Genomic DNA, 14,923 nt, shown 5'->3' on the forward strand with positions numbered 1-14,923 from the left:
GATCAGAAAGCTCCCGAGTTTCGATATGGAGCAAGTATTTGTGTATTTTTGTACAATTTGCTGAGCTGGGGTAGGTAAAGCCTGCGAAATTGTGTAGATATGTACAATTAGGGAGAGAGGATGAGACTTAGTCCTTACAAGTTATGGAGAAACAACGAGGCTCAGGCATGTTGCAGAGAAACAACGAGACTCAGTGAACGCGGAAAGCGGGGCGCCGACAAAGGTCGGCGCCAGTTGCTTGCAGCTATAATTGTCGGCATAACAGCCCCGACTCCTCGACCCAGTCCGAATATGATCAGATCGTCCGTCAGCTCCGAGACCTCGATCCTACCCGAATATGATCAGATCGTCCGCAAGCTCCGTAACCTCGACCCAGTCCGGAAATGATCAGATCGTCCGCAAGCTCCGAAACCTCGATTCCAGCCCGAAAATGATCAGATCGTCCGTCAGCCCTGCGCCGTGCTGCGCTCCTTGCGCTCCAAAAATAGAGTGAGACCGATTAGAGTAACCAGAATCGTCGCCCCCATATCGGACAGAATAGCGATCCATAACGTGAGCCAGCCTGGAATCGTGAGAAGGAGCGCGATCAGCTTCAGGCCAAGGGCTATGCCGATATTTAGCCGTATAATCCGGTCGACGCGCCTTGCAAGCCGCATCGCATAAGGCAGTTTGCCAAGGTGATCCTGCATCAGCACGATATCGGCAGTCTCCATGGCGCTGTCCGTACCTTTGCCCATAGCGATGCCAAGCGTGGCGGCGGCAAGAGCGGGAGCGTCATTGACCCCGTCGCCAACCATGCCGACGCGTCCTTCCGCCGCCAAAGCGCGAATCGCGTCCACCTTATCTTCCGGAAGCAGGCCGCTCTTTACTTCCGATACGCCTATCCGATTCGCAACCTTGCGCGCCGTCTTCTCATGATCGCCTGTCAGCATGACCGTTCTACGAATATGGAGTCCATGAATGGCCGCGATGACGGATTGGCTTTCTTCGCGAATCTCGTCCTCGATGCCGAACAAACCAAGCACTTCCGAGTCGTCGGATACGATCGCAAGGGTGAGTCCGGCTGCCTTCAGCGCTTCAATATCGCTTCGAACCTGCTCCGGCATATCGAGATGAGAGGCGCTCAGCTCATTGCCTAGTCTGTAGATGTTTCCGTCGATGTCGGCTTCCATGCCGACTCCCGCTATAGTGCGGAGGGAAGACGGCGTCTCTCCGGCATCCGTAATGCCTCTTCGGGTTGTTTCCTCCAATACGGCTTTGGCAAGCGGGTGTGTCGAGCCGCTCTCGATGAGGGACGCTACGCGGAACAGGCGCTCTTGGTCATAAACCCGCACTTCCGTCACATGCGGTTTTCCTTTGGTCAATGTGCCTGTTTTGTCGAAGGCGATCAGCTCCAGCTTTCCAAGCTGCTCCAGATGAACGCCGCCTTTGACGAGAATGCCATGTCTTGCCATGCGTGCGATACCGGATACGATAGCGATCGGCGAAGCCAGGATGAGGGCACATGGACATCCTACGATCAGGACGGATAATCCTTGGTACAACCAAGTCGACCAGTCTCCTCCGAAGAGCAGGGGAGGGGCCAACATGACGATGACGGCAATGATCATAATGGCGGGCGTATAATAACGCGCGAATTTGTTGATAAACAATTCCGTAGGCGTCTTTGTCTCTTGAGCCTCTTGCACCAGATGAAGGATACGGGCGAGCGAGGAATCCCGGTACGCCTTCGTAATTCGCACGAGCAGCAGGCCGTCCTGATTGAGGCTGCCGCCTAAAACGATGTCGCCGGCAGCTTTGTAGAGCGGCAGGGATTCGCCCGTGATGGCCGCTTCGTTAACCGAGCTGACCCCTTCGATGACTTCGCCGTCGGAAGGGATTTGATCGCCGGGCCTGATCTTTACGATATCGCCCGCTGCCAGCGCAAGTATGGGCACGATCACCTCGCGACCGTCCTCCATCTTGCGGGCTTCCTTAGGCGCCGTCTTGAGCAGCGCATCCATGGAACGCCGGGCTTTCTCCATGCCCAGTCCTTCGAGCCATTCATTCAGTCCGAACAGGATGGCTACCAGCGTCGCTTCTTTCCATTCGCCGATCGCAATGGCGCCGACGAGCGCAACGGTCATCAGCGTATCCATCGTGAATTTGAACCGCAGCAGATTGCGGAGACCCTTCATGAAGGTCGAATATCCGCTGATGGCAGTCGCCGCCAAATAAATGGTCACAACGATCCAGGACTCCGCTCGCCCATCGAGCAGAAGTCCAACGACATATAAGATGGCCGCGGCGAGGACGGGCCTCAGCTTCGTCCAACCGCTGCCATGGGAATGGTCATGTTCGTCTCCATGTTCGGCATGGTCATGTCCGTGCTCATTCACGTGGTCGTCATGAGAGTGGATCCCTTGCCCCGCCTCATGCGAGTGGGCATGACCATTCATGTTTCCGGCTGCCTCGGAATGCGCTGCGGTATCCGCTGGAGCGGCCGAGAGCGTGGCTCCGTCCGACTTCAGAATGCGGCGCACGGCGTCCATGGAGATCTCTTCATTGACTCGCAATCTGCCCGAATTATAATTAAGCGTAGCTCCCTCGCCATGCTCAAGCTCCCGAATTTCTTGTTCCAGCCGCATTGCGCAGCCGCCGCAGGAGAGTCCCTTCACCTGATACTGCTTCATACCGCTCGCCTTCCTTCTCGTTCCCACATATGAATACTTGTTCATATGATAGTATTTTTTAGCTTGTTCTGTCAATTACACATTCTTTGTTGAAGTAACTTTCATATCATTCGTAAAAAAATGTTCGATTTTTCTCTCAGGGGGATATAGAGGATGTCCGACTATTATGGTACGCTAAATGACATAAACCAAACGAGGTGAATAAGGAATGAGTGCACAAGTGAAGCGCAAGAAAAAATCGGGGTCCCGCAATTTCGTATTGTATACGGCTATTGTCGTACTGATCATCGTATTGCTCGTTATTATTAATCAGACGCAGAAGAAAAGCGAAGGACAAAACAAGGAACTGGCCAGCGCGCCTTCCACTCAGTCGCAGCCGGTGATGGGCGATGCGAACGCCAAAGTATCCATCGTCGAATTCGGCGACTACATGTGCCCTTCCTGTAAATATTGGGGAGAGACGGTATGGCCGCAATTGCAGAAGGATTACATCGATACGGGCAAGGCTACGTTTGCCTACGTTAACGTTGATTTCCATAAGCAGCCATCCGTTAACGGAGCTCTGGCGAGCGAAGCGGTGTTTAAGTCCTATCCCGATCAATTTTGGGCGTTCCACAAGGCGCTGTACGACGAACAGCCGACTTCCGAGCACGATGAGGTATGGCTGACGGAGGACAAAGCCGTGGAAGTGGCCAAAGCAACCATTCCGGACCTGGACGAAACCGCCTTCCGAACCATTATGAAATCCGACGAGATGAAGGAACAATATCTCTTGGACAAGTCATTGTACGAGAAGTTCAACGTCAACCAAACGCCAACCATCATGATTAACGAGACGCAAATCGCAAATCCGTTCGATTACGCGGCGATTAAAGCGGCGATCGAAGCGAACCTGGAATAGGGGTGGGCGCATGTCTTTCAGGAGAAACGCGTTGTACTTCGCCTGGCTGGTCGCTGTCATAGCGACGCTCGGAAGCTTGTATTTCAGCGAAATTCGCGAATTCATCCCTTGCGATCTGTGCTGGTTCCAGCGCATATTGATGTACCCGCTTAGCATTATTCTTGGCATTGCAGCGTTTTACGACGATTTCAAAATAAAAAAATACGTGCTGCCGCTCTCCATCGTCGGCATGTGCGTCTCGACCTTCCATTATATGATGGAGAAAATCCCCGGGTTCGAGAAGGTGCGCCCTTGCACAAACGGCGTTCCGTGCACGACCGAGTGGATCAACTGGCTGGGCTTTATTACGATTCCTTTCCTCGCTTTGACGGGATTTACCCTCATCACGATCTTGCTTCTCGTCGCGAAGAAACGGGACGACGAGCAAGAAGGAGAATAGGAATATGTCTGGCAAATTGCTGCTCGTGGAGGACGATCTCTCCATCGGAGAGATGGTCGAAGATTATTTGACGAAAGAAGGCTACGCCGTCACGGTTGTTCGTGACGGCGTTGCCGCGCTTGAAACATTCCGCGCGGAGAGCTTCGATCTGGTGCTGCTCGACCTCATGCTCCCCAAGATGAACGGACTTGACGTTTTGCAGAGGTTCCGCGAGCGCAGCCGCGTGCCGATCCTGATCTTGTCGGCCAAGGACGGAGAGGTGGACAAGGCGCTCGGGCTGCGATTCGGCGCGGACGATTATATCGCGAAGCCCTTTTCGCTGCTGGAGCTGTCGGCGCGCGTAGCGGCCTCCATTCGCAGGGCGACTCAGTATTCGGAGGTTATCGCGGACGAAGCAGAAATCACGTCGGACAAGCTGACGGTCGGCGATTTGATCATGGATCCTTCCAATTTCATCGTAACGAAGAGAGGCGAGGAACTAAAGCTGACCGCCAAGGAATTCCAAATTTTAAAGCTGTTCGTGGAGCACCCGACACGGGTTTATACCAAAGCGTTGTTGTATCAGCTTGTCTGGAACGACACATATTACGGCGACGAGAATGTGATTAACGTACATATGCGGCGCCTGCGCGAGAAGATTGAAGACGATCCGTCGAATCCCCGCTACATCCGTACGTTATGGGGCATCGGCTATCGTCTGGGAGAACAGTAGCATGACAGGGCTGTGGTTGTTGCCGGCTGCCGTGCTGCTGTTTTTTGCCGTGAGAGAGAGGCTGCGCAATCGCGCTTATCAGAGGGAGATTGCTTATATCAAGGGGAAACTGGATGACATAGCCCAAGCCCCTTCTAAGCAATCGACGGAACGAATCCTGTTAACGACTGAATCCCATGCCGTGCGGGAGCTGCTGGTCGGGATAAACGATCTGTTGGACCGTGCCGGCAAGTCGGCTGCCGACTATGCGATGACGGAGAGGGCCATGCGAAAAATGCTTGCCAACGTGTCCCACGACTTAAGAACGCCGCTCACCGTCGTCTTGGGATATGCGGAGATGTTGGCCAAACATGTGAATATGACCGCGGAAGAACGCCTCCGGTTGTTAGAGAAAGTGCATCGGAAGACGGAAGAAGTGCTGGAGCTTATGAACGCGTTCTTTGATCTCGCCAAGCTGGAATCAGGGGATTCCGAGCTGGAGCTGTCGATGGTGGATGCGGGAGAGGTTTGCAGAAACGGCGTGCTGGCCTTCTACGATCTGCTGTCGGACCAGGGGCTGGAGGTAGACATTAAACTGCCGGAGGAGCCTGTCTGGCTATACGCAAACGAAGAGGCGTTGGGTCGCATTTTAAACAATCTGTTGTCCAATGCGGTGCGTTACGGCTCGGATGGCGGTTACTTGGGATTGTCGCTGTACGCCGAAGGGAGCGAAGCCGTCATCGAAGTAACGGACCGGGGCCGGGGCATTGACGCTGCCGATCAAGATCGGGTCTTCGAGAGATTGTACACGCTGGATGACTCCAGAAACAAACATTCGCAGGGGAGCGGGCTTGGACTTACCATTACGAAGCGGCTAGCCGAACGAATGGGCGGGGGCATCGGAGTATCCAGTTTGCCGTTCGTCCGCACGACGTTTAAGCTGACGATGCCGCGTTCCGCAGGGGCAAGGCGAGGAGAGTAAGAAATAAGTAAGAAACGAGAAAGGAAAAAGAGAGGGGCCCGCGATAAGATAGAAACAGATCAGCAAGAGATCGAAATCTGGCGGGGAGTGAACGACATGACGGATGTAATAAAGACGCGGCTGCTTAGCAAAACATATGGCAAAGCGGATATCGTAAAAAACGTCAATATGACGGTTAAAAAGGGAAGTATTTACGGCTTCCTTGGTCCCAACGGGGCAGGCAAGTCGACCTTGATGAAGATGCTGCTGGGTCTCGTCAGACCCTCCGGGGGCGAGATTGAACTGTTCGGAAGCAGGATGCTTCCGGGTTCGGTGGAGCCTCTCAAGCGAATCGGCCATATGATCGAGACGCCGGTCTTCTACGAAAAATTGACGGCGGAACAGAATCTGGCGCTGCATGGCGAATATATGGGGTTCTACAACCAGGACGCCATGAAGGAGTCGCTGAGCATGGTGGGACTAATCGGTATCGAAGGCAAGCCGGTCAAACAGTATTCGCTTGGCATGAGACAACGTCTGGGTATCGCAAGAGCGATCTCGACGCGTCCCGAGCTGCTGCTGCTCGACGAGCCTATCAACGGCCTGGATCCCTCGGGCATTCAGGAGATGAGGTCGCTGTTCCGCAGGCTTCGCGACGAATTCGGAATGACGCTGCTCGTATCCAGCCATCTTCTGGGCGAGATCGAGCAGGTGGCCGATGTCATCGGCGTTATCGATATGGGCGTTCTTGTCAGGGAAGTGACGATGGAGGATATACGCGCATCCCGGACCGATTACGTAGAGATCGTGACGGCCGATGCCAAGCAAGCCGCGTACGTGCTGGAGGAGAAGCTGGGCATTCGGAACTTCAAGCTTATCGGCGAACGCACGCTGAGAGTATATGACAGAAATATGCCGCAGGACGAATTGGCAAAGGGACTTATTCTAAACGGCGTATCCGTGGAGTCCATAAATCGGCGTCATCATTCGCTCGAAGACTTCTTCCTGGAATTGACCAAAGGAGGCGCGGTCCATGCTTAATCTCATTAAACTCGAGCTGCGCAAAGGACATCTGAAAGGATATGCATGGGGTTCCTTGCTTGCATACGGCATCATCGCCGGTTTCCTGGCGCTTATCTATTTCACCGAAGGTCCGATCTCGGAAGAACCGATCTTCGCTAGTTACCCGGACATGCTGGAAATGATCGACGTGTTAGTCCGGGCTACGTTCATCATCTATGGGGCGGCTTTGCTGTCCAAACTTGTCATTAGCGAATTCCGGGACAAAACGATGGGGCTTCTGTTCGCTTATCCGGTCAGCAGGAAGAAGCTTATGTACGCCAAGCTGTCGATCGTCTTCATATGGACGTTTACGAACGTTGTTATAGCGAATGTGCTCGTCGACACGATCTTCCTTATCATCAACGAAAATATGGGTTACGTTGATGATCAATGGAGCAATTCGCTTCTGTACGAACACGGTTTGACGATACTCATGCAAGCCATCGGAGCTGCGGGTATCAGTCTTCTGCCGCTCCTCTTCGGCATGAGGAAGAAGTCCGTGGTTGCGACGATTGTATCCGCCGTTCTTATCGTCATGCTGGTGGCCTCCAACAATATGGGCTTTACCCTGAGCTCCATCATCGCGATTCCGCTCTCGTTATCGGCTATCGGCGTTTTACTGGCGTTCTGGAGCTTCCGCGACATAGACAAGGTGGACGTAGGCTAAGGACGACAGGGTGAAATAGAGCAAGAGTAAAACAACAAGATCCCGAAAACCTCCGGCCGATGTTCTGTGGTACAACTAAAGAGTAAGAGTAGGCCGAGAGGATAGTGATATGCGATGGAGACGATCAACTTGCCCGCCCCGGAAGGCTTTCATTTTGGTCATAATCTGGCCTATCTGGAGCGTTCGGCGAACGAATGCCTGTTCCGCGCGGAAGCCGGTGCGGTCTATAAGGCGATAACTGATGGGGTCTACGGGGCTGTGTGGCGTGTGAGCGAAGGCGATAAAGGCGGGGTGAAGCTGGAGCGATTGACGGAGCCAGTTGCGGTTGCCGGTCTCTCCGGCTTCACGGGAACCGAAAAGGAATCTGCCGGCGGAGAGCCGGTGCTGCTGTTGGCGTCGGAGCAGGAACAGGCGGCATCGAAGGATGCTTGTGGTCCGCGGTCTCTGTCTGCCAAGGAGTCTCTTACCTCCGCAGCAATTGCATACGTGCGCGAATGGTTTGATCTGGAGCGGGACCTGACTCCGTTCTATTCGCTGGCGGAGAATGATCCTTGGCTGGGGGAGCCCGTCCGCCGCTTCCAGGGTCTCAGGTTACTGGGCATTCCGGATCTGTTCGAGGCGCTATGCTGGGGCATTATTGGCCAGCAGATTAATCTGGCGTTCGCGTACACGCTAAAGCGCAGGCTGGTCGAGCAATACGGCCGATGCATCGAGCACGGGGGCCATGCCTACTGGCTGTTCCCGGAGCCGGAGACGATCGCGGGACTGACGGTAGAGGACCTTGAACCGCTGCGCATGACGACGCGGAAGAGCGAATACCTCATCGACACGGCGGAGGCAGTGGCATCGGGCGAGTTGACGAAGGAGAGGCTGCTGGCATCGGGCAGTATAAAGGAAGCCGAGCGCATGCTTGTCAGTCGGCGGGGCATCGGTCCCTGGACGGCCCATTACGTCATTATGAGATGTCTTCGTTACCCGGACGCGTTCCCGATCGACGACGTTGGTCTGCATAACGCGATCAAGTCGTTGACTGGCGAGGGCCGCAAACCGACCAAGGAGGAGCTATCTGCCATGTCGAAAGGCTGGGCGGGCTGGGAGGCGTACGCGACTTTTTACTTGTGGAGGCTGTTCTATTAGAGCGGCCTTCTTTGTGCATATGCGAGGGCGGGGGCGGGCACAGGCAAATGCACAGGTACAGGTACAGGTACAGGTACAGGAAGAGGAAGAGGCAGACACAGGTGCAGAGGTACAGGCAGAGGCAGACACAGGTGCAGAGGTGCAGGTAGAGGCAGAGTCAGAGGCAGGCACAGGCGCAGAGGTGCAGGAAGAGTCAGAGTCAGAGGTAGGCACAGGCGCAGGGGTGCAGGTAGAGGCAGACACAGGCGCAGAGGTGCAGGTACAGGCAGAGTCAGAGGCAGGCACAGGCGCAGAGGTGCAGGTAGAGGCAGACACAGGTGCAGTGGTGCAGGTAGAGGCAGAGTCAGAGGCAGGCACAAGCGCACAGGCAGAGGGCAAGTAACAACGTAGCGGCGTGCTTCACAATAGAGCTCCCTTCTACATATGGCTGATTATCAGTAAGCGACCACAAACTCGAAGCCAACAAATATTTTGCAGTTACCAAGACCAATAGAGGGAAAACCTCCCTCTAATATGCCCGATTAGCCGTATGCGACTCAAATAGAGGGAAAAGTGCCATCTAATATGGGGGGAACGGTCGAAATCACACCAGGTTGAATGAATTAGAGGGAGAAATTCCCTTTCTTTGCGGAAATGTTGGTGCTCCGGCTGGAATTAGTGGGCATTTTTCCTATTAAATGAAGATAGAAAGCCAAAGCCAAGCTGGCACATAGTCGCTGTTTCACCAACTGGCGTATACGTTACCAAAGCGCGTTCTGCAAATTATCCCAATACCCGATAGCGCACCAACTGACGAATGTGCTGCCAAAGCAAGTTTCGCGAAATTACCTCCATACCCGATAGCGCACCAACTGGCGGACAGGTTGCCAAAGCGCGTTCCGCGAAATTACCTCCATACCCGATAGCACACCAACTGGCGGAGATGCTGCCAAAGCGCGTTCCGCGAAATTACCTCCATACCCGATAGCACACCAACTGGCGGAGATGCTGCCAAAGCGCGTTCCGCGTAATTACCTCAATATCCGATCCCGATAGCACACCAACTGGCACACAAGCTACTAAAGCGCGTTCCACGCAAATTCATCCACCCTCCATCCCATTTCCATCCCATTCCCAACAGTCAGCCAGCTACATCTCCCGGACCTTCTTATAATACTGCATAGGCGACAGGCCGACATATTGCTTGAATACCTTGCTAAAGTGATAGGGATCCTCCAGACCGACAAGATAACCGATCTCGCCGAAACTCATTGGCGTTGCACGAATCAACTCCTGCGCATGCTGAATCCGGATTTTGTTGGCGTAGCGCATGATCGTCTCGCCCGTATATTCCTTGAATACGCGGTTCAAATAATCGTAGTTCGCTTCCAGCTCCGCCTGGATTTCCGTGCTTGTCAGCTTCTCGGTATAATGCTGCTGAATATAGTCGAGCAGCGCGTGTACCTTCGTAATTGCCTTCGAGCCTTTGCCGCCTTCGTTCTGCAACACGCCGAGCAAATATTCGCGGGACAGCTCGATCAGAAACTCGGAAAATCGAAGCGCGGTCACCCCTCGATTGTAATGCTTGCGCCGGTAGAGCAGCAGCAATTCGTTCATGGCGCGCATGAGCTGTTGGAAGCTGTTTTTGTCGGAGATCGTACAATGTTTGGGGAAATAATGAAGAGGCACTTGGCCGCGACCATCATCGTCATCCAGCACGTAGCTTCGGGCAAGCTCCGCAGGGTCAATCACTTTGGGCGTTGGCGTAAGTCCGGAATGCCGGAAGTGGAAAAAATAATAGTCGCAGACAGCCTTATTCGTCCCCTCGTGATCGAGTCCCGGCTCCAGCAGCAACATGTCGCCTCGCCGCAGCACGTATTCGCGGCCTTCCTCTCTCATATGAAGCTCCCCGCTTTTGATCACATACAGAACATGTTCGTCCGTATTGCGGAAGAAGTGAATCCATGGCGTACCATAAGATACAAAGCCCATTAATTCGATCTTCGGCACGCGCTCTACGTTCATCTCCAGCATGTCCGTCCCATCCTTACCAAGAGTAATAAAAGTCGGTTTTATACAAAAATCGTCACGATCTCACATTCCCGAATAGTCTAGCACATTCTATACTGTGGTGGAAACATGCAAGCGATATTAAGGAATGGATGGTGACTATGGAAAAGCTGAAGATCGGTGTCATCGGCATGGGAGGCATCGCCAATTATCATATTTGGGGTATCGAGAACAGTCCCGATGCGGAGCTGTTCGCTATCTGCGACGTCAATGCAAAAGCATTGGAGGAACGGGGCGAAGCGCTTGGCATTCCGCAGGAAAGACGGTACTTGCGCCACGAGGAGCTTCTAGCGAACAAGGAAGTAGATGCCGTCATGATCGGCACGCCGAACAACAATCACTTTGCGGTTGCGCTTGATGCCATTCGGGCGGCCAAGCCGTTCGCGCTGGAGAAGCCGATTGCCTTGAATATGCGCGAAGCGCTCGCGCTCCGCGAGGAGCTGGCCAATAAGCCGGTTCCGCATATTGTATGTTTTTCTTATCGGTACAGGAGTGCGGCCCGTTATGCAAGGGAATTGATCCAGGCCGGCAAACTGGGTACGATCCGCCATGTGTACAGCCAATATTTGCAGGGCTGGGCCATTCCCGAGGACGTTCCGCTCTATTGGCGCTTTAGCAAGGAGCTGTCCGGCTCAGGCGCATTAGGCGATCTTGGCTCGCATATTCTCGACCTGCATCGTTTTCTGGTTGGCGAGACGAAGAGCGTAGTCGGTCACGGCGATACGATTGTCCGCGAACGCAGCTTGCCTGATGGCAGCGGCAAAGGCGAGGTTGATGTAGACGACTTCTGCCATGTTCTTGGCCGCATGGAAAACGGGATCTCGTCCTCGATGGAAATTTCGCGCTTTGCTTACGGACGAGGCAATTACCAACGGATCGAAATATACGGCTCCAAGGGCTCGCTCGTCTACAGTCTCGAAGCCGAAGATACGCTGGAAGGCAACTTTGACGACGAAGAAGGCGGCTTCCGATTTCTTGACATACCGGAGTTGCATAAGGCCGAGCAGATGCAATCGTTTTTCGATCTGGTAAGGGGAAAGGACGACGGGCTAAACGCGACGATCGAGGATGGGTACATTAATCAGCGTACGATCGATGCCATTATCGAATCGTTTGCGGAAGGACGCTGGGTATCGGCGGAGTAAGAGGCTCTAGAATCATTTGGGAATCATAATAGAAGGAGGCCGTTATACCATGACGACATTAAAAGTGACGATCTGGAACGAATACAGGCACGAAAGGCAAAACGAGCATGTGGCGGGAATTTACCCGAGAGGGATCCACAATGCCATCGGCGATTACTTGCTGCAAGCGGAGAGCGTGGAGGTAACAACGGCGACGCTGGACGAGCCGGAACATGGGCTGACGGACGAGGTGCTGGCGAATACGGATGTACTGCTCTGGTGGGGTCATCTGGCGCACGGCGAAGTGCGCGATGATATTGTGGAAAAGGTGCGCGACCGCGTACTGGACGGAATGGGCCTCATCGTGCTTCACTCCGGGCATGCCTCCAAAATTTTCGAACGGCTCCTTGGTACGAAGACGGGCACGCTGAAGTGGCGCGACGATGGCGAACGCGAGCGTGTCTGGGTCATCGAAAGCGGACATCCCATCGCGGAAGGGTTAGGCGACTACTTCGAAATTCCGAAGGAAGAAATGTACGGCGAACGCTTCGAAATCCCGACACCCGACGAACTCGTGTTTATCTCCTGGTTCGAAGGCGGAGAAGTGTTCCGCAGCGGCTGTACGTACCGCAGGGGCAGAGGCAAAATCTTCTACTTCCGTCCAGGCCATGAGACGTTCCCCGTCTATCATCAGTCCGAGGTGCTTAAGGTCATCGGCAATGCCGTCCGCTGGGCTGCGCCAACGCCAGGCGCGGCTTCTGTAGCGGGCCGTACGGAGCCGATTGAGCGGATCGGTGTAAGCACTGCTAAATAAACGGCTGCATGTCATAGCCCGCCTTGTCGATTCATTTCGGCCGGAGCGGGTTTTTCTGCTTGTTAGCCCCATGGATTGAAGGTGCCGCCATGGCATTAAGCTCTGTGTCCGACTTATTGGACGCTCTTCGTCCGCAAAGGGTGAAGCTTTGAGAAGTCTTGGATGCTATATGCTATATGCTATATGGAATAACAATGACAAAAACTCCACAAGCTCATTAGAGCTCTGTGGAGTTTTAGGGTGTGCGCGCCTGGCCAAGCTAGATGAAAGTTCAATCGGGGTAAGAGCCAAGTCGCCAAGTAACGCTTAGGGCACCAAAATTAGGCGAACGAGCAGCTGTGGCGTTAAAAACGCCGATAGACCGAAAAGTAACTCTGATTAGCGTCCATAGGCGATAATAACGCTTATGGCTCCAAAAAGTAGACGAATGAGCAGCTGTAGACGTTAAAAACGCCGATGGACCGGATAGTAACTCTGATTAGCGTCCATAGGCGATAATAACGCTTATGGCTCCAAAAAGTAGGCGAACGAGCAGCTGTAGACGTTAAAAACGCCGATAGACCGGAAAGTAACTCTGATTAGCGTCCATAGGCGATAATAACGCTTATGGCTCCAAAAAGTAGGCGAACGAGCAGCTGCGGGCGTTAAAAACGCCGATGGACCGAAAAGTAACGCTCTTTGCCAATCACACGTCAGGTTGATTTTTTTGGAACGTGCGCTTGACTTCAGTTAATAAGCAATATATACTTACAAATAGTAAGTAACAATAAATTAAATCCAACGAAATGGGAGGTCAAGCTTCCAATGCCCCATAAATTACATCCCGGCATATCGCTGGGCGAGGTTAAGCTAAGAGTGAGCGATTTGCGCCGTTCGCTTGCATTCTATGAAGAAGTCATTGGACTTAAGCTTCTGAGGAAACAGGATGAGCACACCGCCGAGCTGACGGTCGACGGCAAGACGACGCTGCTCGTGCTGCAAGAAGTACCGGGAGCAGTCGTTACCCCGGAACGTTCGCATAGCGGATTGTACCATTTTGCGATTCTGTTGCCGACAAGGAAGGACCTTGGCGTTACATTGAGACATCTGGTGGATAAGGGCGTGGCAATCGGCCAAGCCGATCATCTTGTCAGCGAAGCGCTATACTTGTCCGACCCGGACCAGAACGGAATTGAGATCTACAGAGACCGGCCGCGGTCCGAGTGGAATCTTAATAGCGATGGCACCGTACGGATGGCAAGCGATCCCATCGACTGGCATGGCTTGCTGGCGGAAGCGGAAAACGAAAAATGGCGCGGTCTTCCCCTCGGAACAACGATGGGACATGTTCACTTCCATGTGGGAGATATGGCCAAGGCGAGAGGCTTCTATTGCGATGTGCTTGGTTTCGACATTGTTGCCGATTGGATGAGAATGGGCGCTCTGTTTATCTCGGCTGGCGGCTATCATCATCATGTCGGCCTTAACCTGTGGGCGGGGGTCGGCGCTCCGCCTGTAGCGGGCAACGGAACCGGGATCGATTACTTTACGATCGTCTTGCCGGACGAGGAAGAGTTGAAAAAACTGACGTCATCCATTACCGAAGCAGGATACACCTGCGAAGAGCGGCAGGATGCCGTATATCTGCGAGATCCTTTTGGTATCGGTGTAAGACTGCTGGTTACCCGTTCATAGGTATTGCGTTACCTGGCGCAGAACATTATCATCGCAAAAAAAATCAACTACGACATACGGAGGTATTATCATGGGAACATTAACAGCAACCAAAGACTTCTACACGGCAGTGCAAGCGAGACGATCCATCTACGCAATCAGCAAGGAGCAGGTTGTGTCCGACGAACGTATTCAGGAGGTTGTGAACCATGCGGTTCAATACACGCCTTCTTCCTTCAACTCCCAGAGCGCGCGCGTCGTTGTTTTGCTTGGAAAGCAGCATGACAAGCTGTGGAACATGACGACAGATACGCTGAAAGCAATCGTGCCTGCGGATCAATTCGGTCCTACCCAGGACAAAATGAATGCATTCGGCGCAGGCTACGGCACGGTGTTGTTCTTCGAAGACACGGCGGTTGTTGAAGGTCTTCAGAAGCAGTTCGCAGCTTACGCAGACAACTTCCCGGTCTGGTCGAACCAATCTAACGGCATGCTGCAATACGTCATCTGGACATCATTGGAATTGGAAGGCTTCGGCGCTTCGCTGCAGCACTACAACCCGCTGATCGACGACAAGGTGAAGGCAGAATGGGAAATCCCTGCAAGCTGGAAGCTGCTGGCCCAGATGCCATTCGGCAAAGTGGTTGCTCCGGCAGGTGACAAACCGGTTCAACCGCTCTCCGAGCGCGTAAGGTTCGTGAAATAATAATTTCCTATACAGAGCATTCCGGCCATCCATGGCCGGGATGTTTT

The 14,923-nt window shown here is 53.5% G+C and carries 14 protein-coding genes and 1 pseudogene; 13 read left to right on the forward strand and 2 right to left on the reverse strand.

Features of this window, described 5'->3' with window-relative positions:
• Positions 1–446: 446 nt before the first annotated feature.
• Positions 447–2,672: a heavy metal translocating P-type ATPase gene (locus KJW29_RS33240; protein WP_214627832.1), complete on the reverse strand. Its 2,226-nt coding sequence runs from the start codon at positions 2,670–2,672 to the stop codon at positions 447–449.
• A 208-nt stretch (positions 2,673–2,880) separates the two neighbouring features.
• Here KJW29_RS33240 and KJW29_RS33245 point away from each other — a divergent pair, with 208 nt between their 5' ends.
• From KJW29_RS33245 to KJW29_RS33280, 8 genes are all read left to right on the forward strand, one after another.
• Positions 2,881–3,573, forward strand: a complete 693-nt coding sequence (locus KJW29_RS33245) for a DsbA family protein (RefSeq protein WP_214627833.1) — start codon at positions 2,881–2,883, stop codon at positions 3,571–3,573.
• Between the two features lie 10 nt (positions 3,574–3,583).
• Positions 3,584–4,012: a disulfide oxidoreductase gene (locus KJW29_RS33250; protein ID WP_214627834.1), complete on the forward strand. Its 429-nt coding sequence runs from the start codon at positions 3,584–3,586 to the stop codon at positions 4,010–4,012.
• 4 nt (positions 4,013–4,016) lie between these two features.
• The gene (locus KJW29_RS33255) at positions 4,017–4,724 is read left to right on the forward strand and encodes a response regulator transcription factor (protein ID WP_108995185.1); all 708 of its coding nucleotides are present in this window, start codon (positions 4,017–4,019) and stop codon (positions 4,722–4,724) included.
• Between the two features lies 1 nt (position 4,725).
• Entirely contained in the window at positions 4,726–5,685 is a 960-nt protein-coding gene (locus tag KJW29_RS33260; RefSeq protein WP_214627835.1) for a sensor histidine kinase, read from the forward strand.
• Positions 5,686–5,781: 96 nt separating this feature from the next.
• Positions 5,782–6,705 carry an ATP-binding cassette domain-containing protein gene (locus tag KJW29_RS33265; protein WP_214627836.1) on the forward strand — a complete coding sequence of 308 codons (924 nt, stop codon included), beginning with the start codon at positions 5,782–5,784 and terminating at the stop codon, positions 6,703–6,705.
• Positions 6,698–7,393, forward strand: a complete 696-nt coding sequence (locus KJW29_RS33270; RefSeq protein ID WP_214627837.1) for an ABC transporter permease — start codon at positions 6,698–6,700, stop codon at positions 7,391–7,393. Before KJW29_RS33265 ends, KJW29_RS33270 begins: the two co-directional genes overlap by 8 nt.
• A gap of 114 nt (positions 7,394–7,507) precedes the next feature.
• Positions 7,508–8,530, forward strand: coding sequence for a DNA-3-methyladenine glycosylase family protein (locus KJW29_RS36585; protein WP_214627838.1), 1,023 nt, complete (start codon positions 7,508–7,510; stop codon positions 8,528–8,530).
• Positions 8,531–8,711: 181 nt separating this feature from the next.
• Positions 8,712–8,912: a hypothetical protein gene (locus tag KJW29_RS33280; RefSeq protein WP_214627839.1), complete on the forward strand. Its 201-nt coding sequence runs from the start codon at positions 8,712–8,714 to the stop codon at positions 8,910–8,912.
• A 746-nt stretch (positions 8,913–9,658) separates the two neighbouring features.
• Here the strand turns inward: KJW29_RS33280 and KJW29_RS33285 are convergent.
• A complete protein-coding gene (locus KJW29_RS33285; RefSeq protein ID WP_214627840.1) occupies positions 9,659–10,543 on the reverse strand; it encodes an AraC family transcriptional regulator in 885 nt (294 codons plus the stop codon).
• A gap of 137 nt (positions 10,544–10,680) precedes the next feature.
• On the opposite strand from KJW29_RS33285, the gene KJW29_RS33290 reads away from it, so the two are divergent.
• The 5 genes and pseudogenes from KJW29_RS33290 to KJW29_RS33305 all read left to right on the forward strand — a co-directional run bounded on the left by KJW29_RS33290 (position 10,681) and on the right by KJW29_RS33305 (position 14,876).
• Complete coding sequence (locus tag KJW29_RS33290; protein WP_246608486.1) at positions 10,681–11,724, forward strand: Gfo/Idh/MocA family protein; 1,044 nt, start codon at positions 10,681–10,683, stop codon at positions 11,722–11,724.
• Positions 11,725–11,773: 49 nt separating this feature from the next.
• On the forward strand, positions 11,774–12,517 hold the full coding sequence (locus KJW29_RS33295) for a ThuA domain-containing protein (protein ID WP_214627842.1): 744 nt from the start codon (positions 11,774–11,776) through the stop codon (positions 12,515–12,517).
• Positions 12,518–12,579: 62 nt separating this feature from the next.
• Positions 12,580–12,669 (forward strand): annotated as a pseudogene (locus KJW29_RS36990) (cation transporter); the annotation flags it as partial.
• Between the two features lie 652 nt (positions 12,670–13,321).
• Positions 13,322–14,191, forward strand: coding sequence for a VOC family protein (locus tag KJW29_RS33300; RefSeq protein WP_214627843.1), 870 nt, complete (start codon positions 13,322–13,324; stop codon positions 14,189–14,191).
• A 70-nt stretch (positions 14,192–14,261) separates the two neighbouring features.
• Positions 14,262–14,876, forward strand: coding sequence for a nitroreductase family protein (locus KJW29_RS33305; RefSeq protein WP_214627844.1), 615 nt, complete (start codon positions 14,262–14,264; stop codon positions 14,874–14,876).
• Positions 14,877–14,923 lie beyond the last annotated feature (47 nt).

The sequence above is a fragment of the Paenibacillus agaridevorans genome, assembly GCF_018604145.1.
Classification (GTDB): Bacteria; Bacillota; Bacilli; order Paenibacillales; family Paenibacillaceae; genus Pristimantibacillus; species Pristimantibacillus agaridevorans.

Bases quoted from the DNA above. Each gene is read 5' to 3' on its own strand.
- KJW29_RS33240 (WP_214627832.1), bottom strand. From the start codon at position 2,672: ATGAAGCAGTATCAGGTGAAGGGACTCTCCTGCGGCGGCTGCGCAATG.
- KJW29_RS33245 (WP_214627833.1), top strand. From the start codon at position 2,881: ATGAGTGCACAAGTGAAGCGCAAGAAAAAATCGGGGTCCCGCAATTTC.
- KJW29_RS33250 (WP_214627834.1), top strand. From the start codon at position 3,584: ATGTCTTTCAGGAGAAACGCGTTGTACTTCGCCTGGCTGGTCGCTGTC.
- KJW29_RS33255 (WP_108995185.1), top strand. From the start codon at position 4,017: ATGTCTGGCAAATTGCTGCTCGTGGAGGACGATCTCTCCATCGGAGAG.
- KJW29_RS33260 (WP_214627835.1), top strand. From the start codon at position 4,726: ATGACAGGGCTGTGGTTGTTGCCGGCTGCCGTGCTGCTGTTTTTTGCC.
- KJW29_RS33265 (WP_214627836.1), top strand. From the start codon at position 5,782: ATGACGGATGTAATAAAGACGCGGCTGCTTAGCAAAACATATGGCAAA.
- KJW29_RS33270 (WP_214627837.1), top strand. From the start codon at position 6,698: ATGCTTAATCTCATTAAACTCGAGCTGCGCAAAGGACATCTGAAAGGA.
- KJW29_RS36585 (WP_214627838.1), top strand. From the start codon at position 7,508: ATGGAGACGATCAACTTGCCCGCCCCGGAAGGCTTTCATTTTGGTCAT.
- KJW29_RS33285 (WP_214627840.1), bottom strand. From the start codon at position 10,543: ATGCTGGAGATGAACGTAGAGCGCGTGCCGAAGATCGAATTAATGGGC.
- KJW29_RS33290 (WP_246608486.1), top strand. From the start codon at position 10,681: ATGGAAAAGCTGAAGATCGGTGTCATCGGCATGGGAGGCATCGCCAAT.
- KJW29_RS33295 (WP_214627842.1), top strand. From the start codon at position 11,774: ATGACGACATTAAAAGTGACGATCTGGAACGAATACAGGCACGAAAGG.
- KJW29_RS33300 (WP_214627843.1), top strand. From the start codon at position 13,322: ATGCCCCATAAATTACATCCCGGCATATCGCTGGGCGAGGTTAAGCTA.
- KJW29_RS33305 (WP_214627844.1), top strand. From the start codon at position 14,262: ATGGGAACATTAACAGCAACCAAAGACTTCTACACGGCAGTGCAAGCG.